The following is a 17,367-nucleotide window of genomic DNA, read 5'->3' as shown; positions in this document are numbered from 1 at the left end:
TTTCGGAGGACGAATGGCAGCGTCTTGCCACCCGAGTGGGAAAACGGCCAAAGGCGTGCCTGCGGGACTGGAGGGAAGCTGGCCGGCGCATCCTCAGTGCAGTCTCGAACGATCATCCTGAAAGTGGGGCGTCTCCCGGAAAACTCGCAGGATGGCCCACAGCGCGCGGAACGGGGCGTCGCGGCCTTCAGGCGTGCTGATGTAGGGGGGCTTTCTTGGCGCGGACAAGCTTCCGAGCCACATCAATCAAGGGTTTAAAACCACCGCGCGAACGCGAAATCCTATTTCAAGCTTTGCGAGGCGCCCCCGCATCGACCGATATCGGGCAGGTTTCCACTTCACCAATATGCCGATTCCCTAATCCTCAGGGCATTGGCTTCGTCTGAAAAACACCTCCTTTCGCGGGGCTTGCTGTCCCATTGCCGCGGGTATAGTCAGGGTTATTAAGACTTTGGATTGAATACTGCCGATGGACAATTGGGCGTGGTCGTTAGGAGACATCGAACGGCGTGGATCGTTGCCGTCCCGACGGCGAAGGTCATGACATTATCGGCTGATGCCGACTGCGACGTTCGGAGCGTTTGAAGATGCCTGGTGCCCGGAGGTCCCAAGCTCGTGGCGGTCGTCCGGTCGCGTTGAGCGGGGTCCCGTTTCAAACGCGCGCGCGCACAATCGATCACTTGGGAAGGGGCCAGATTGCAGATGCGCCAACTGCGGTCAGCGAGCTCTGGAAGAACTCTTACGACGCATACGCGCGCGACGTGGCGCTCCACATTTTCGACGGTCATCCGGAGATAGGTCTCGTCACGGATGATGGCGGCGGAATGTCAATCGCCAACTTTCGGGAGCGATGGCTGGTCATCGGTACGGAGTCGAAGATTGAGTTCGGCGAGGATGAGAAGCCAGAGACGTTCGGGCTGAGCGAGCGCGTCCGACAAGGCGAGAAGGGTATCGGCCGATTGTCCGCGGCGTTTCTCGCGCCGATCTCCTTCGTCGTTTCGAAGACGACCAAGGACAAGTTCGCTGGCGTACTTGTCGATTGGCGCCTATTCGAGAATCCTTTTCTGCTGATTGAAGACATTCGAATTCCTACCGTTGAATTCGATCGGGCGGACGACATCCTCGAATTGACCGACGGGATGATCGAAATCATCTGTTCGAACTTCGGCGTGTCGAAGGCGGAGGCCCGGCGCGATCCCGACTCGCGCGTTGCCCGGCTCTATGAAGGTTGGCGCCGCTTTTCCGAGTACGAAGAGGCACAGAAACTCACCACGACCACGCACGACGAGATCCAAGCGTCTTGGACCGGCGGACTGGCGATTGAAGAGCGCCACCTCGCAGAGTGGCCAGTCTATTCCGGTCTCGGGAAGCACGGCACCGCTCTCTTCATGGTCGGACTTCATCACGACCTTGCGCACTGGGTTCGCCCAGGGCCGAAGGAGGACAGCGCAAAGGAAGATCCGGCGGAATTGCTGCGGCGGACGTTGACCGGATTTATCGATCCGTACAGCAAGAGACCCATCGACTTCAACTATGAGGTGCTACTCCACAACGAAGGCCGAACGTCGAGAATCATCTCCTCGCAGGACGTTTTCGGCTATGACGAGCTTCTCGGACTGGAGCATGTAATCGATGGCGCCTTCGATGCTCGCGGAAGGTTTAAGGGCAGGGTTATCGCCTTCGGGAAGGATCTCGGCATCCAAGAATACGCCCCGCGGCGCCCGCCGCCAGCTTCTGGACGCGACCACGTCGGTCCTTTCCGGTTTTGCATAGGCACATTCGAACAGTTGGAAAAGAACACTACCCACTCCGATCGTCAGCTCGACGGTCTTTTCGAGCGGGCGAAGATGTACGGGGGGCTAGCGGTTTATCGGGACGGTCTGCGCGTCATGCCGTATGGAAGGCCCGACAGCGATTTCTTCCGATTGGAGGAGCGGCGGAGCCAACATGCAGGGCGGTATTTCTTTTCGTTCCGGCGCGTATTCGGACGCGTCGCAATATCCAGAAACACAAATCCTTATCTAAAGGATAAGGCAGGCCGCGAAGGGCTCGTCGAGAACCGGGCGAGGGCAGAACTTCGTACGTTGGTCATAGATCTATTGATCGAGTTCGCGGCTCGATACTTCGGATCGGATGCTCCTTTACGCCAAGATCATCTTGCGGAGATCGAGAAGCGCGCCGCAAACGCCCGTGAAACGACCGAAAAGATTCGCGTCGATCAAAGGAGTGCCGTGCGCTCCTTCGTAAAGAACAACACGAAGGCAGTCGCTGCTGCAAAGAAGCGTGTAGAGCAGTTACGCTCACGCGTCGCGGAGATCGTGAAGAAGAGGGATCGCGCCGAGGTATCGGTCGTGACTTCAATCGTTCGTAACATGCACCGCGAGCTGGAGGAACTTCGACCGCCGCCACCTCCGCGAAAGCTCGGAAATTTCGAAGACGATTACCGACAGTATCGCGATGCTTTCTCGGAGGTGTCGGAGTCGGTCGAGAAGCTTCGTGCTGACTTGGCCGATGCCGAAGCCAAATTCGGCGCGGAGTCGCCGCAAGTGCTCGTCAAAAAACGCGCCGAAGCCAATTCCGCCGCGATCGCCGAATTTCTGAAGGAGATGCGCGTCAAGCTATCAAGCCGCTTCGGTGCCCTTCAATCCGAGTGGACGAATGCGGTCCATGCCGATTTCGGACGATACGATGAAGCGGCTGCGCCCCTCATCAAGGGGAAGACGAGCGAGATTGCGCTCGCCTCGACCTTGAATCTGCTCGACATGAAGCGGTCCGACATTGAAGGCGACCTCCGCAATCGATACGGGGCGCTGATTCGGGCGCTCGACCGCCTGAAGGAAGGCCTCGATCTCGAAGAAGCGCTGTCGGTGATCGACGACGATCGCGCTGAACTGGAAGACCGTCTGAAGGACATCTATCAGGTCGCTCAGCTCGGTATCGCCGTCGAGATTATCGGTCACGAACTGGAAACGCTCGATGCGGAGGTCCGGCGCAATCTAAGCAAGCTGCCGGAGGAGGTGAAGGCACTGCGGGCGTTCAAACTCGCATTTGACGCCCATGCCGCGCTGACCGACAAGCTGAGGTTCCTCTCGCCGTTGAAAGTTGCGGGCTACAGGAACCGAGAGGTCATCACGGGAGCCGAGATCGCCGACTACGTCGAAGAGTTCTTTCGCCGCCGTTTCCGTCAAGAAAAAATTTCGTTCACTGCCACGAAGCAATTCAGAGCGATTTCGTTCAACGACCTCAGATCGCGTATCTATCCAGTTTTCATTAATTTGATGAACAACTCGCTGTACTGGCTTTCGTTCGTGAACGACCGCCGTGTCATTTTCGATTTCGTTGATGGCAAAGTGGTCATCGCGGATTCTGGGAAGGGCGTCGATCCGGACGATGTCGGCCGGCTGTTCCAACTGTTCTTCACCAAGCGATCGAAAGGTCGAGGCCTCGGCCTGTTTCTCAGCCGCGCCAATCTCGCCGTTGCCAGACATCAGATCAGGTACGCGTCAGGTGCCGACCCCCGCGTGCTCGACGGAGCCAATTTCATTATCGAGTTTCAGGGCTTGAGCAAATGAGTGCAGTTTACGACAAGGCGGTAGGGAAGACGTTTGTGGATGGCCTGCGCAGCGTCTTTCTGGTGGATGATGCCTTTCCGAACTTCGGGGACATGTTCAAAAGCGAGCGGACTCTCAGGCGGTTCAAGGAGAAGGAGCGAGCTGCCGCGCTTTACGGCGAGTTCAGGAAGCGGCAGCTTCCGTGCGACATCGAGAACACTTTCCGCAAGGGCGACATCAAGATGGTCGAGCGTATGCGAAAATGTGATCTCATCGTTCTCGATTTCCATCTTGATGCCGATGATTTGGACAATACGAAGTCGATCGAGATACTTCAGCGTCTGGCCGAAAGCCGTCATTTTAACACCGTGGTCGTCTACACGAAGGCCGACGACCTCGTAGATGTTTGGTTGGACATCGCCGCCAATCTGCGGTCCGATCTCGCCTTTGACGGGTTCCTGGACGGGCATGAGGCGGAGCTCGATTGGTGGAAGGCTGCTGACTCAAAGGATTGGGATCGACCGACCGCCGAGGTCATGGCTCAGTTCATGACGGGCGGGCTGGCGGGAGTTTCCAAAGATGCCAGGACCGAAATCATCAAGGGGCTCTCGATCAAGGGCGGCGGGATAGATCGCGACCTTCTGGCGGAAGCTTGGCTCAGGCAAAACGTCGCGAAGAGACAGAATCCTCCGACCGAAGAGCTTGAGACTGATCAGGGTGGCAATCACGGATTACAAGGGAAGTTCACCAGGAATGGTCCTCACTGGATCCAATGCCGCGGATGCTTCATCGCGATCATCAAGAAGCAGGATGCCAACGAAGTTCGGCACTTAATGTCCGGACTACACGCGGCGCTGCTCGACTGGAAGCCGAACTTTCTTCAGCTGCTTGTGTCCGAAATTCAGAATAACCTCGAATTAGAGTCGTTCGCCGCCGATCCCAGATTGTTTTCGGATTTGGAGAGACAAATCGGCCTCAGTCACTACCTCCTCTCCGAGCTCGAAGAAGACGGCGATCAGACGGCCGCGGTCGAGTCCGTCATCGACCGCATGGTAGAGACGCTCCGGCATCGAATTTCCAGCGACACGCAGCTTCGAGGATTCGCAGGAAAGGTGCTTACTGACATCAGGGCCGATCTCGGCGATGGGATCAAGTCTGCGGACACGCTGGAAAACGCTCGTGTGCTTGCCCATACGGACCTCAAGTTTGATCCCACGCGCGTGATGTTCCTGCTGAACTCCTTTCTTTCGACGGAGCATTTTTCCAAATCTAGAATCACGACCGGCACCGTGTTTCGTGACGGAGCGGATTATTGGATGGTTACGTCTCCTGCATGCGATCTCACCGCCAGGAAGGCAGGCTCCGCCTCTACGTGGGCGAGCAGTTTGCATCCTGTTAAGGCGATGATGGCTATCAAGCTCGATCTTGTTGACGAAGCGAAGTCACTCAAGAACGCGACACAGGGTAGGCACGCCTTTATCGTGAAGGATAAAGAGTTCTTTCCACTCCGGATTTTCGACGAGCAGACCTCCCAACCCGCTCCGGAAATGTTCTTCACGCTCGATGCCGGCAAGACGCGATTCGTGCCGGGGAAAATGGCAACCTTCAAGGCGGTTCGCATCGCGCGTACCGATTTGACGAAATTTCCGAAGCTCGTCGGCCAGCAGGAATTCGCTGTCGTTGGCCAGCTACGCGCGAATTATGCCAGCCGTGTCCTTCAATTGACCGGGGCGCATTTCGCACGTATCGGCATCGATTTCTTTAAGGGAGCTTGACATGGCGCGAGCAATTTCCACACGCGTCAACGGCCCAACGAGAAAGTCGATTGCCTCGAAGTCCGCGATCAGGATGCCCGCATTCCTCGCGATCGACATGTTCTGCGGTGCAGGCGGAACCACGCGCGGACTGCTGGACGCTGGCGGATACGTCATCGCCGGGATCGATAAGGACCCGAAATGCGAGCGGACGTACACGGAGAACAATGGCAACTTCACGTTGGACCGGAAACCGCCGTACTTCTTCTGCCGAGACATCTTCCCTAAATCGGAGCAGCACCCGGAGGGGCAGCAACTGAAGCTCAGAAAGGAACTGGGTGCGCTCATAGAACGCTATCGCCGCCTTGCGCCAGGCGTCCCGTTGATGTTCGCGATCTGCGCTCCATGCCAGCCGTTCACGACGCTTGCCCGCAAGGAACTTTCGCAATCGCGTATTGCGCGTCGGCGCAACGACAGGAATCTTCTCTCAGAAGCGCTCAAGTTCGTGCGCGAATTCTCGCCGGACATCGTCTTGTCTGAGAACGTGGCTGGGATCTCCGATCCCAAGTTCGGAGGCATCTGGGCCGACTTTTCCTCGGGGCTACGAAGGGCGAACTATGCGGTCGGTAGCGAAGTCGTTTGCGCGTCTCGGTTCGGAGTCCCACAGTACCGAAAACGGTCCATCCTTGTGGCGGTACGGAAGGACAAGGCCAAGTGCGGATTGGCGAAGGAGCTCACATTGAGGCTTCCGACATCCGATCCTCTTCGGACTGAGGTCGCGGTCAAGGCCGCCATTGGCCATTTTCCAAGTCTTGAGGCTGGGGAGCTTCACGATCGAATTCCGAATCATCGCGCGCGCGCTCTCAGTCCAGTGAACCTCCAGCGGATCGCTTCGGCCCCGCCGGGCGCGAGCAATAGCTACCTAGCGACGACCAAATTCGGAGACCTTTCGCTCCCCTGCCATCGCAGGGCTGCGAAGAAACTAAAGGTCTCGTGCTTCACGGACGTCTACACACGGATGAGCCCCGACAGGCCGTCGCCGACCATTACGACGAAATGCCATTCCATTTCCAATGGCCGCTTCGGTCACTACGACGTATCGCAGAATCGCGGGATCTCGCTCCGGGAGGCCGCAGTGCTTCAGTCGTTCCCGGAAGACTACGTCTTCCATCCTATGCATGAAGTCGAAGGAGTGGCCAGGATGATAGGAAACGCGGTCCCGCCGCTGCTGGCGCGTTCGTTCGCGGAGTTTAGCCTGAAGCTGCTGGACCGACGATCATTCCGGGCTAGACTAAGAAGCCCCGCCTGAACGCCTCGACGCGAAACGCCGAAGCGATGGAATCCGCGATACGGCCTCTGTAGCCGCGCGCAGGTCGGGGATTTGACATTGCCACACCACCGCGACGTGCCACCCCCCTCGCTCCAACGCTTCTTGGTTCCGCCGATCCCGTTCGACATTTCCCTTGAGCTTCTGGGACCAGAATTCGAAGTTGGACGACGGCAGCTTCGCTCGAGAGCAGCCCGCGTGGCCATGCCAGAAACAACCATGAACAAAAACCGCGGTGCGATACCTTGCAAACGTGAGATCTGGTCGTCCTGGAAGATCCTGCTTGTGAAGCCGAAACCGGAGCCCCATCGCATGGGCGGCGCGCCGAACCAGCATTTCCGGACCCGTATCCTGGCTTTTTACCGCTCTCATGTTTGCCGAGCGTTGAGCCCTTGAAATTCTGTCCATTTGGGATTTCGCGATCGTTTTGAAGTTCGAAAACTCAAGCTTCTATTGACAGCGCTACGGAGGCATTTTTAGGTACACGAGATTGGTACACACAACCGATGGGTGATTGCTAGAAGTCCTTGTTTATCAAGCGCTTATATAGCGAATGGGCGGAATCCCTCCCTCTCCGCCATTAGACCTGAATAGCGAAAAATTCTTCAAATTCCGTCGGTTTTCGGTCCGTCGATGATGCCCCTTGTCGAAGGGGCTGGCTGCGGGTCGCCGGCGATGGCCGGGGGGCGGTCCTGCCAACCGGCTCTTATTCGGCTGTCACGAAGCTCGGCACTTCGGCTATCACCTGCTCATAGCGAGGCCTTACTTGACCCCAGCGTCAAGAAGCAGGCGAACACGCGTCTGGACGGCCGATTGAACGGAAGCAGCGACTTGCTCTGGAAAGCCGGTGGGCAGCTTCGCTAGCAGGGCATCGGTTGTTGCCACCGCACGAGCCGCGATCTGCTCGAACAGACCGCGCATCAGCCGGGCGCCGACACCGGCAAGGGCCGCAGTCTGCATGAAATGACGCGGCACGATCTCCTTGACGTGATAGCGGCGGTTCTTTCCGACCGACATTGCGAGCTTGAAGGCCTTCTGCTGGACCTGACCCGCGTCGAGGCTGGGTTGGGCGCTCAGCACGTCATAGAGTGGCGTGAGACGGAAGCGCCCACCGGGGCTGATGGCAATACTGAAGTTCTTGGCGTGGCCGTCGGTGGCGCCGAACATCCAGAACAGGATGCAGGCGCGCATGAAGGTGGCGATATCCTCGTCCGGTTTGTCGCTGCCCTTCAGCAGTTCGATGATATCACGCATACTGGGACCGCCGTCGGATTGATACTTGCGCGTGGGCGGCACCGAGAGGGCCTGGCACATATCCTCCTGCGGCAGCCGCAGCAGGCGCCCGTCCTTGGTCCAGCGCCGGTCGAACCGTTCGACGACCAGCGTCCGCCGTCCCCCGAAATCAGCGATCTCGGCGTGGGCGGTCGGCACGTCGAGGGCGGCGAGCAGCTTGAGGCAGAGGTATTCATTCTCGACGCTGTTCGACAGATCGACGCCGTTCGGCAGTCGCCCGATTTGGGGCTTGAGGATGTGGGTGGTGGCCGCGGCGCGGTGCGGTTTGAGCCACTGGCCCTCGACGCGTAGCAGTGCGGTCTTCTCCTGAGCGCCAGCGATGGAGATGCGGAAGTCCTCATCCTCCCCCATGCCGAGCGGCGAGCTGGCCAGATTGTTGATGATGGTGGCCACTTCGTCATCGCTGACGGGAGTGCCGTTGGTGGCGCCGGGCGAACCCGGATCGACGCCGTCGGGCAGGAATTGCAGCGCGCCCACACAATCATGGCCCAGCGCGGCCAGCAGGCTGTAGGCGTCGATTCCGTCGACGCCGACGCGCTCGGCGACGCGCCTGCGGATCGCGTCGCTGTCGGGGAGCAAATTGTCGAACACATTGATCGCCGGCGCGCCGATATAGCGGTCTTCCCGCAGCGGAAGCGACAGCGACACCGGAAACGTGTTGTCCCAATCCAGCCATTCGCGCCCGTATTGGAAGTCGATGGCGCCCGTCGAATCGCGACGCAGGATGCCGACGAGACGGCCGTTCAGGAAAACGTTGAGCGGCACATGCGTGCGGCTTCGCGCCATCTCAGAACAGATCCTCGATGTCCGCGGCCGCGGCCTTGCTCCGGGGCCGGACGACGAGTTCGAGATCAAGGGCAGACAGCGCGGCCATCAGGGTGCGTAGCTGGATCGCGGGTTCTCCGGCCTCGAGGCGGGACACCGTGGCTTGGCGCAAATGGATATGCTCGCCGAGCGAGCCCTGGGTCAGGCCGGCCTGTTTTCTGGCGCGGCGCAGGATGGCGCCAAGTTGCTTCTCGTTGCGAGCGATCTGGTCGGGCATCAGGATCTCTCCAGAGAGTCAGAGAGATACGCGATAGCGTGTATTCTGTCAATATACTCACTTGCGTATATGTCAGTCTTATACCGCATTGCGTATAATACAAAATTATACGGCTTCGCGTATGCCGAAAGGGCAAAAAGTTCGTGCTTGCGGCCGGTCCGCGACCGTCCCTAGATTCCGGGGCAACGACAACTGAAATGCAAAAGGGGGGCATCGGCATTGGGCACCTTCGACGTGCTGTGGCTGCAGGCGGCGAGTTGCGGCGGCTGTACCATGGCCGCCCTGGAGGCCGGACATGCCGGCTGGTTCGCCGAGCTTGCCCGGTTCGGCATCGATCTGATCTGGCATCCCTCGGCGAGCGAAGAGACCGGCGGTCAGGCCGTCGCGATCCTGGATCGCCTCGTCGCCGGCGAGCAGCGGCTCGATGCGCTGGTCATCGAAGGCGCGTTGCTGTGCGGGCCGAACGGCACCGGCCGCTTCAATATGCTCGGCGGCACGGGCCGCCCGGTGCTGCACTGGGTCGAGGCCCTCGCGCGGCGCGCCGGCTACGTCGTCGCGGCGGGAAGCTGCGCCGCTTTCGGCGGCGTGCCGATGGCCGGCGACAATCCGACCGATGCGACCGGCCTGCAATTCGCGGGGCCGGCCCGCGGTGGAGCGCTCGGCGCCGAGTTCCGCTCCGCCGCCGGATTGCCGGTGATCAACATCGCCGGCTGCGCGCCGCATCCCGGCTGGATCGTCGAAACGCTGGCGTCGCTGGCGCTCGGCGGACTGGGACCGGACGGGCTCGATCGCTACGGCCGGCCGCGGTTCTTTGCCGATCACCTCGCCCATCACGGCTGCGCCCGCAACGAGTTCTACGAGTACAAGGCCAGCGCCGAGGAGCTGTCGCAACAGGGCTGTCTGATGGAACATCTCGGCTGCAAGGCGACCCAGGCGGTCGGCGATTGCAACCAGCGCGGCTGGAACGGCGGCGGCTCCTGCACCAGCGGCGGCTACGCCTGCATCGCCTGCACCTCGCCGGGCTTCGAGACCTCGCAGGGCTTCATGGAGACAGCCAAGCTCGCCGGCATCCCGGTCGGCCTGCCGCTCGACATGCCGAAAGCCTGGTTCGTCGCGCTCGCGGCGCTGTCGAAATCGGCGATGCCGAACCGGGTTCGCGCCAACGCGGCGGCCGATCACATCGTGGTGCCCCCGCGCAGCTATCCCGGCCGCCGGCCATGACGAGGCGGATTACGGTCGGCCCGTTCAATCGCGTCGAGGGTGATCTGGAAGTGCGGCTCGACATCGACGGCGGCGTCGTAGTGTCGGCTGAAGTCACCGCACCGCTGTATCGCGGCTTCGAGCAGATCCTGCGCGGGCGATCGGCGATGGATGCGCTGACGCTGGTGCCGCGGATCTGCGGCATCTGCTCGGTGTCGCAGTCGATGGCCGCAGCGGCCGCGCTACGCGCGGCTGGAGGCGTGCGGCCGGCGCGTAACGGCGTGCTCGCCGCCAATCTGGCGCATGCGGCCGAAAACGCCGCCGATCATCTGACGCACTTCTATCTGTTCTTCATGCCGGACTTCGCGCGCGATGCCTATGCGGAGCGGCCGTGGCATCCGGAGCTCGCGGCCCGCTTCAAGGCGGTGCAGGGCAGTGCGGCGCAGGCGATGCTGCCGGCGCGGGCGCGATTGCTGCAGATCATGGGCCTGCTCGCCGGCAAATGGCCGCACAGTCTGGCGTTTCAGCCGGGCGGCACGACCTGCGCGATCGATCTCGGCGAGCGGGTGCAACTGCTGTCGATCATCGGCGACTTCCGCGACTTTCTCGAACGCACCGTGTTCGGCGACAGCCTCGACAACGTGCTGGCGGTCGACAGCGCTCGAGCACTCGAAACCTGGCGCGATGGCCGCGGCGGCGATTTCGCCCGCTTTCTCGCGGTGGCCGACGATCTGGCGCTGCATCGGCTCGGGCGGATCGCGCTGCCGCTGATGAGCGTCGGCGCCTATCACGGCGACGACGCGCCGCTGTTCGCTGCCGGCGTGTTCGATCCATCCAGCGCGGAGCGCGCTGCATTCGATCCGGCCGCGATCACCGAGGACGTGGCTCACGCCTGGATGCGCGACACTGCATTGTCGCCGATGGAAGCCGACACCGTCCCCGATGCGGACAAGCCGGCCGGCTATAGCTGGTGCAAGGCGCCGCGGCTCGGCGGCGGCCCGGCCGAAGTCGGCGCCCTGGCACGACAGGCGGTCGACGGCGATCCGCTGATCCGCGATTGTCTCGGCCGCTTCGGCCCCTGCGTCACCACGCGGGTGATCGCGCGGTTGCGCGAGACCGCGCGGCTGGTGCTGGCGATGCAGCAATGGGCGCGGCAGCTCGATCTTGCCGAGCCGTTTTTGGAGCGGGGCGAGCGCGGCCGCGACGGAAGCGGCATCGGCCTTGTCGAAGCCGCCCGCGGCAGCCTCGGTCACTGGATCGAACTGCGCGGCGACAGCATCCGCCGCTACCAGATCATCGCGCCGACCAGTTGGAATTTCTCGCCGCGTGATCAGGGCGGCGTTCCCGGCCCGCTCGAACAAGCGCTGGTCGGCACGCCGGTCGGCGATTCCGGCGCGCGAGCGGTCACCATCCAGCACGTCGTGCGCTCGTTCGATCCCTGCATGGTGTGCACTGCACACTAACTGCTTCGCTGATCGCACCTGCGGTCACTCGGTTGTCAGCGCCGCAACCGGCTTATCACCTCGTCGTTTCCCGAAGCTCACGGGCCTCACCCGAGCGCGTCGCGCTTTACCGTTCGTATCAAGCACTTGGTGCACCGCATCATTCCTTCGCGTTGCTGGCATGGTTCTTGCGAACTCTCGTGAAGTTGCGAAGTCCGTCCAGAGACTTCGAGAGGGCGGGACACCGGGAGCCATCATGGGTGCAGTGACGGAAACCTTTTACGAGGTGATCAGGCGGCAGGGCATCACGCGGCGCAGCTTCGTGAAATTCTGCAGCCTCACCGCCACCAGTCTCGGCCTCGGGCCGATTGGCGCCACCCAGATCGCGCAGGCGCTGGAAACCAAGCCGCGCGTGCCTGTGATCTGGATGCACGGGCTGGAATGCACCTGCTGCTCGGAGAGCTTCATCCGTTCGGCGCATCCCCTGGTGAAGGATGCGGTGCTGTCGATGATCTCGCTCGACTACGACGACACCATCATGGCGGCGGCCGGCCATCAGGCCGATGCGATCCTCGAAGAGACCCGCAAGAAGTACAAAGGCCAGTACGTGCTGGCGGTCGAAGGCAATCCGCCGCTGAACGAAGACGGCATGTTCTGCATCGACGGCGGCCGTCCCTTCGTCGAGAAGCTGAAGGAAATGGCCGAGGACTCGATGGCGGTGATCGCCTGGGGGAGCTGCGCCTCGTGGGGCTGCGTGCAGGCCGCCAAACCGAACCCGACCAACGCCACCCCGATCGACAAGGTGATCCGCAACAAGCCGGTGATCAAGGTGCCGGGCTGCCCGCCGATCGCCGAAGTGATGACCGGCGTCGTCACCTACATCATCACCTTCGGACGACTGCCCGAGCTCGACCGCCAGGGCCGGCCGAAGATGTTCTATTCCCAGCGCATCCACGACAAATGCTATCGCCGGTCGCATTTCGACGCCGGTCAGTTCGTCGAGGAATGGGACGACGACGGCGCCCGCAAGGGGTATTGCCTGTACAAAATGGGCTGCAAGGGGCCGACCACCTACAACGCCTGCTCGACGGTGCGCTGGAACGGCGGCGTGTCGTTCCCGATCCAGTCGGGCCACGGCTGCATCGGCTGCTCGGAAGACGCGTTCTGGGACAAGGGGTCGTTCTACGACCGGCTCACCACCATCAATCAGTTCGGTATCGAGGCCAACGCCGACCAGATCGGCGCCACGGTCGCGGGCGTGGTCGGCACCGCGATCGCCGCGCACGCCGCGGTGACCACCGTGCGCAATCTGTCCCGCCGCAAGGAAGTCCCGAACGGCAACGGCACCTCCAACGGCAAGTCGGCTTAAAGCCCAGGACGCAGCATCATGACCAACGTCACGACTCCCAACGGCTTCAAGCTCGACAATGCCGGCCGCCGCGTCGTCGTCGATCCGGTGACCCGGATCGAAGGGCACCTGCGGGTCGAGGTCAATGTCGATTCGAGCAACGTGATCCGCAACGCGGTGTCGACCGGCACGATGTGGCGTGGCATCGAGGTGATCCTCAAGGGCCGCGATCCGCGCGACGCCTGGGCGTTCACCCAGCGGATCTGCGGCGTCTGCACCGGCACGCACGCGCTGACCTCGGTGCGCGCGGTCGAGAACGCGCTGAACATCAGCGTGCCGGAAAACGCCAACACCATCCGCAACATCATGCAGCTCGCGCTGTATGTGCACGACCATCTGGTCCACTTCTATCATCTGCACGCGCTCGACTGGGTCGACGTGGTGTCGGCCCTGAAGGCCGATCCGAAAGCCACCTCGGCGCTGGCGCAGTCGATCTCGTCGTGGCCGATGTCGTCGCCCGGCTATTTCAAGGATCTGCAGATCCGCCTGACCAAATTCGTCGAGAGCGGCCAGCTCGGTCCGTTCAAGAACGGCTATTGGGGTCATCCGGCCTACAAGCTGCCGCCCGAAGCCAATCTGATGGCGGTGGCGCATTATCTCGAGGCGCTCGATTTCCAGAAGGAAATCGTCAAGATCCACACCATCTACGGCGGCAAGAACCCGCATCCGAACTGGCTGGTCGGCGGCGTGCCGTGCTCGATCAATGTCGACGGCACCGGCGCGGTCGGCGCGATCAACATCGAGCGGCTAAATCTGGTGTCGTCGATCATCGACCAGACCGTCGCCTTCGTCGAGCAGGTCTATGTGCCGGATCTGGTGGCGATCGCCGGGTTCTATAAGGACTGGCTGTACGGCGGCGGCCTGTCGTCGAAGTCGGTGATGTCCTATGGCGACCTGCCGGAATACGCCAACGACTATTCCGACAAGAGCCTGATGCTGCCGCGCGGCGTGATCATCAACGGCAATCTGAACGAGGTGCTGCCGGTCGATCTGAGCGCGCCGGACCAGATCCAGGAATTCGTCACCCACTCCTGGTACAAATACGCCGACGAGGGCAAGGGCCTGCATCCCTATGACGGCGTCACCGAGCCGAACTTCGTGCTCGGCCCCAACACCAAGGGCACCCGCACCAACATCGAGGCGCTGGACGAGTCCGCCAAATACTCGTTCCTCAAGGCGCCGCGCTGGAAGGGCCACGCCGTCGAGGTCGGTCCGTTGGCGCGCTACATCATCGGCTATGCCCAGGGCAAGCCGGAGTTCAAGGAGCCGACCGAAAAGCTCCTGAAGACGCTCGACGTGCCGGTCACCGCGCTGTTTTCGACGCTGGGCCGCACCGCGGCGCGCGGCCTGGAATGCCAGTGGGCGGCGCGCAAGCTGCGCGCGGCGCAGGACAAGCTGATGGCCAGCATCAAGGGCGGCGATCTGTCCACCGCCAACACCGACAAGTGGCACCCGTCGAGCTGGCCGAAAGACGTCAAGGGCGTCGGCTTCACCGAGGCGCCGCGCGGCGCGTTGGCGCACTGGGTCAGGATCAAGGACACCCGGATCGACAATTATCAGTGCGTGGTGCCGACCACCTGGAACGGCAGCCCGCGCGATCCGCAAGGCAATATCGGTGCATTCGAGGCGGCGCTGCTCGACACCCCGATGGCCGATCCGAACCAGCCGCTGGAGATCATCCGCACGCTGCATTCGTTCGATCCGTGCCTCGCCTGCTCGACCCACGTGATGAGCGAGGACGGTCAGGAAATGGCGCGGGTCAAGGTGAGCTGACGCAACGGAGGCGACGATGACCACGGAAATCGCGCGAGTCCAGGGCGCCATCGACTCGGCCGGAGAACGCGCCCGGTCGTTGCAGACGGTCTATGTCTATCAGGCGCCGGTGCGGCTGTGGCACTGGGTCAACGCGCTGCTGATCGTGGCGCTGTGCGTCACCGGCTATCTGATCGGCTCGCCGCCGCCCTCGGTGCCGGGCGAGGCGATCGCCAGCTTCCAGATGGGCTACATCCGCTTCATCCATTTCGCGGCGGGGCAGACGCTGCTCGTGTTCTTTCTGCTGCGGGCCTATTGGGCGATCGTCGGAAACAAATATTCCAAGCAGCTCTTCTACATGCCGGTCACCAACCGGACCTGGTGGTGGGGCATGTTGTACGAGTTCAAATGGTACGCCTTCCTGGTCAAGGATCCGAAAAAATACATCGGCCACAATCCGCTGGCGCATGTGGCGATGTTCACCTTCATGCTGTTCATGATCTTCATGATCTGCAGCGGCATGGCGCTGTACGCCGAGGGTCAGGGCATCGATAGCTGGCAGTACAAGCTGTTCGGCTTCATGTTCTGGATCTTCCCGAACAGCCAGGATCTGCACACCGTGCATCATCTCGGAATGTGGGCGATCGTGGTGTTCGTGATCGTGCACATCTATGCCGCGGTGCGCGAGGACATTCTCAGCCGTCAGAGCATGATCTCGTCGATCGTCTCCGGCGAGCGCCTGTTCCGCGACGATCTGCCGGATTGAGGTTGGTTGAAGTGGGTTTCTCCCCGTCATTGCGAGCGCAGCGAAGCAATCCAGAGGTGCGGTGCATGGAGCTGGATTGCTTCGTCGCTTCGCTCCTCGCAATGACGCATTGAAACGTGAGAACTCCATGACAGATGCGCCCCGCGTCCTGATCCTCGGTATCGGCAACATTCTGTGGGCCGACGAAGGCTTCGGCGTCCGCGCCGTCGAGGCGTTTCATCGCGCCTACGACGTGCCGGCCAACGTCACCGTGCTGGATGGCGGCACCCAGGGGCTGTATCTGGTCAACTTCCTGCAGGACCACGACCACCTGCTGGTGTTCGACGCGATCGACTACGGCCTCGAGCCCGGCACCCTGAAGCTGGTGCGCGGCGACGAGGTGCCGAAATTCACCGGCGCCAAGAAGATGAGCCTGCATCAGACCGGGTTTCAGGAGGTGCTGAGCGCCGCCGATCTGCTCGGCGCGGCGCCGCGCGAGCTGGCGCTGATCGGCTGTCAGCCGCTCGATCTGGAAAACTGGGGCGGGGCACTGACCGAGCCGGTGCGCGCCCGTATCGCTCCGTCGCTGGCGATGGCCTGTGCTATTCTGGCGGAGTGGGGCATCGCGGTGGCGCGTCGCGCCGAACCGCTGCCGGAGGGCGCCGCGCTGCTGGCCAACGATCTCGACCACGACCATTACGAACGGCGCGACGCCGCCGCATCTCCCACGATCTGAGCGAGGAAACCGCATGACCCATCTGCTCCGCGCCGGTGCCGCCCTGATTGCGCTGCTCGGCCTGTCCGGCTTCGCCGAGGCTCACACCGGCGTCCACCCGATGGCGGCGGACGGCTTTGCCGCCGGCTTCGTGCATCCGTTCAGCGGCCTCGATCATCTGCTGGCGATGGTCGCGGTCGGCCTGTGGGCGTGGTCGCTCGGCGGCGCGGCGCGCTGGAGCGTACCGGCGAGCTTCGTGGCGCTGCTGGCCATTGGCGCGACGCTTGGCGCGTCCGGCGTCTCGCTGCCGGCGGTCGAGCCGATGATCGCGCTGTCGGTGATCGCGCTCGGCGTGCTGGTGGCGCTGTCGGTGCGGGTGCCGACGGCGGCCGCGGCCGCGATGGTGGCGCTGTTCGGCCTGTTCCACGGCTATGCCCACGGCGCCGAAATGCCGGCGCTGGCGCAGCCGCTCGCTTATGGGGCCGGCTTCGTCGCCGCCACCGCGCTGCTGCACGGGCTCGGCCTCGCGCTCGGCGCCACTCTGCCGCGGTTCGCGCCGGCGCGGTCGCTGCGTTTTGCCGGCGGCGCGATCGCGGCCGCCGGTGTCGCGCTCGCTCTGCCGTTGTGATCGCTCGGCGAGCTTGCTGCGATGTGCGTCGGTCTTCCCATGACGGTGATTTCGACCGAGGAGGGCAGCGCGCTGTGCGTGCGCCGCGGCGAGCATCGCAGCGTCTCGACCATGCTGATCGGCGAGGTCGCGCCGGGTGATCAGCTTCTGGTGTTCATCGACAGCGCGATCCGCCGGCTCGACCCCGAAGAGGCGCGGCTGATCGACGACGCGCTGGACGGCGTCGCCGCCGCGCTGGAGGGCAGACCGTTCGAGCATCTGTTCGCCGACCTGATCGATCGCGAGCCCGAACTGCCCGCACATCTGCGCCGCGACCCGCAGTAGTTGCGATCCGTTCGCGCAGCAATGCGCGTCATCTGCAAGTCTACTTCCCGTCTGCCGGTTACTATGTTTCCATAGGCCCACCTCGGCAGCGGGCGATTGGTCAGAACCGATCGCAAAATGGTTAGTTTGCTGCCAATTCGAGGCAATCTCCGGCTGGCACGTCGCTTGCTCAATCAGCGACGGCGA

At 62.3% G+C, this 17,367-nt stretch carries 14 protein-coding genes; 11 read left to right on the top strand and 3 right to left on the bottom strand.

What is annotated here, in order from left to right; translation table 11 throughout:
* The first annotated feature begins 587 nt into the window (after positions 1 to 587).
* From FLL57_RS20350 to FLL57_RS20340, 3 genes are read left to right on the top strand one after another with little or no spacing between them, the layout of a single operon-like run.
* Positions 588 to 3,572 (top strand): ATP-binding protein, encoded by a 2,985-nt coding sequence (locus FLL57_RS20350; RefSeq protein ID WP_142883869.1) that lies wholly within the window; start codon positions 588 to 590, stop codon positions 3,570 to 3,572.
* The gene (locus FLL57_RS20345; RefSeq protein WP_142883868.1) at positions 3,569 to 5,326 is read left to right on the top strand and encodes a response regulator receiver domain; all 1,758 of its coding nucleotides are present in this window, start codon (positions 3,569 to 3,571) and stop codon (positions 5,324 to 5,326) included. The genes FLL57_RS20350 and FLL57_RS20345 overlap by 4 nt, the downstream gene beginning before the upstream one ends.
* A gap of 1 nt (position 5,327) precedes the next feature.
* On the top strand, positions 5,328 to 6,614 hold the full coding sequence (locus tag FLL57_RS20340) for a DNA cytosine methyltransferase (protein WP_142883867.1): 1,287 nt from the start codon (positions 5,328 to 5,330) through the stop codon (positions 6,612 to 6,614).
* On the opposite strand, the gene FLL57_RS20335 is transcribed toward FLL57_RS20340, so the two are convergent.
* The 3 genes from FLL57_RS20335 to FLL57_RS20325 form a co-directional block, all read right to left on the bottom strand.
* Entirely contained in the window at positions 6,597 to 7,040 is a 444-nt protein-coding gene (locus tag FLL57_RS20335) for a very short patch repair endonuclease (protein WP_142883866.1), read from the bottom strand. The two genes, FLL57_RS20340 and FLL57_RS20335, sit on opposite strands and share 18 nt — an antisense overlap.
* Before the next feature lie 354 nt (positions 7,041 to 7,394).
* Positions 7,395 to 8,711, bottom strand: a complete 1,317-nt coding sequence (locus FLL57_RS20330; protein ID WP_013500324.1) for a type II toxin-antitoxin system HipA family toxin — start codon at positions 8,709 to 8,711, stop codon at positions 7,395 to 7,397.
* Between the two features lies 1 nt (position 8,712).
* Positions 8,713 to 8,967, bottom strand: coding sequence for a helix-turn-helix domain-containing protein (locus FLL57_RS20325; RefSeq protein ID WP_013500325.1), 255 nt, complete (start codon positions 8,965 to 8,967; stop codon positions 8,713 to 8,715).
* Between the two features lie 219 nt (positions 8,968 to 9,186).
* Here FLL57_RS20325 and FLL57_RS20320 point away from each other — a divergent pair, with 219 nt between their 5' ends.
* The 8 genes from FLL57_RS20320 (at position 9,187) to FLL57_RS20285 (ending at position 17,181) form a co-directional block, all read left to right on the top strand.
* Positions 9,187 to 10,188 carry a HupU protein gene (locus FLL57_RS20320; protein WP_142883865.1) on the top strand — a complete coding sequence of 334 codons (1,002 nt, stop codon included), beginning with the start codon at positions 9,187 to 9,189 and terminating at the stop codon, positions 10,186 to 10,188.
* Entirely contained in the window at positions 10,185 to 11,630 is a 1,446-nt protein-coding gene (locus tag FLL57_RS20315; protein ID WP_142883864.1) for a nickel-dependent hydrogenase large subunit, read from the top strand. Before FLL57_RS20320 ends, FLL57_RS20315 begins: the two co-directional genes overlap by 4 nt.
* A gap of 235 nt (positions 11,631 to 11,865) precedes the next feature.
* Entirely contained in the window at positions 11,866 to 12,978 is a 1,113-nt protein-coding gene (locus FLL57_RS20310; RefSeq protein ID WP_142883863.1) for a hydrogenase small subunit, read from the top strand.
* Between the two features lie 18 nt (positions 12,979 to 12,996).
* A complete protein-coding gene (locus FLL57_RS20305) occupies positions 12,997 to 14,790 on the top strand; it encodes a nickel-dependent hydrogenase large subunit (RefSeq protein ID WP_142883862.1) in 1,794 nt (597 codons plus the stop codon).
* Positions 14,791 to 14,806: 16 nt separating this feature from the next.
* The gene (gene cybH, locus FLL57_RS20300; protein ID WP_013500330.1) at positions 14,807 to 15,535 is read left to right on the top strand and encodes a Ni/Fe-hydrogenase, b-type cytochrome subunit; all 729 of its coding nucleotides are present in this window, start codon (positions 14,807 to 14,809) and stop codon (positions 15,533 to 15,535) included.
* A 127-nt stretch (positions 15,536 to 15,662) separates the two neighbouring features.
* Complete coding sequence (locus tag FLL57_RS20295) at positions 15,663 to 16,250, top strand: HyaD/HybD family hydrogenase maturation endopeptidase (protein WP_013500331.1); 588 nt, start codon at positions 15,663 to 15,665, stop codon at positions 16,248 to 16,250.
* A gap of 13 nt (positions 16,251 to 16,263) precedes the next feature.
* Complete coding sequence (locus FLL57_RS20290; RefSeq protein ID WP_142883861.1) at positions 16,264 to 16,857, top strand: HupE/UreJ family protein; 594 nt, start codon at positions 16,264 to 16,266, stop codon at positions 16,855 to 16,857.
* Positions 16,858 to 16,878: 21 nt separating this feature from the next.
* Entirely contained in the window at positions 16,879 to 17,181 is a 303-nt protein-coding gene (locus tag FLL57_RS20285; protein WP_013500333.1) for a HypC/HybG/HupF family hydrogenase formation chaperone, read from the top strand.
* Positions 17,182 to 17,367 lie beyond the last annotated feature (186 nt).

Origin of the sequence: Rhodopseudomonas palustris (genome assembly GCF_007005445.1) — a bacterium.
Taxonomy (GTDB): Bacteria; Pseudomonadota; Alphaproteobacteria; order Rhizobiales; family Xanthobacteraceae; genus Rhodopseudomonas; species Rhodopseudomonas palustris_G.
This window is presented reverse-complemented; position numbering and strand designations above follow the sequence as displayed.

Bases quoted from the DNA above. Each gene is read 5' to 3' on its own strand.
- FLL57_RS20350 (WP_142883869.1), top strand. From the start codon at position 588: ATGCCTGGTGCCCGGAGGTCCCAAGCTCGTGGCGGTCGTCCGGTCGCG.
- FLL57_RS20345 (WP_142883868.1), top strand. From the start codon at position 3,569: ATGAGTGCAGTTTACGACAAGGCGGTAGGGAAGACGTTTGTGGATGGC.
- FLL57_RS20340 (WP_142883867.1), top strand. From the start codon at position 5,328: ATGGCGCGAGCAATTTCCACACGCGTCAACGGCCCAACGAGAAAGTCG.
- FLL57_RS20335 (WP_142883866.1), bottom strand. From the start codon at position 7,040: ATGGACAGAATTTCAAGGGCTCAACGCTCGGCAAACATGAGAGCGGTA.
- FLL57_RS20330 (WP_013500324.1), bottom strand. From the start codon at position 8,711: ATGGCGCGAAGCCGCACGCATGTGCCGCTCAACGTTTTCCTGAACGGC.
- FLL57_RS20325 (WP_013500325.1), bottom strand. From the start codon at position 8,967: ATGCCCGACCAGATCGCTCGCAACGAGAAGCAACTTGGCGCCATCCTG.
- FLL57_RS20315 (WP_142883864.1), top strand. From the start codon at position 10,185: ATGACGAGGCGGATTACGGTCGGCCCGTTCAATCGCGTCGAGGGTGAT.
- FLL57_RS20310 (WP_142883863.1), top strand. From the start codon at position 11,866: ATGGGTGCAGTGACGGAAACCTTTTACGAGGTGATCAGGCGGCAGGGC.
- FLL57_RS20305 (WP_142883862.1), top strand. From the start codon at position 12,997: ATGACCAACGTCACGACTCCCAACGGCTTCAAGCTCGACAATGCCGGC.
- cybH (WP_013500330.1), top strand. From the start codon at position 14,807: ATGACCACGGAAATCGCGCGAGTCCAGGGCGCCATCGACTCGGCCGGA.
- FLL57_RS20295 (WP_013500331.1), top strand. From the start codon at position 15,663: ATGACAGATGCGCCCCGCGTCCTGATCCTCGGTATCGGCAACATTCTG.
- FLL57_RS20290 (WP_142883861.1), top strand. From the start codon at position 16,264: ATGACCCATCTGCTCCGCGCCGGTGCCGCCCTGATTGCGCTGCTCGGC.
- FLL57_RS20285 (WP_013500333.1), top strand. From the start codon at position 16,879: ATGTGCGTCGGTCTTCCCATGACGGTGATTTCGACCGAGGAGGGCAGC.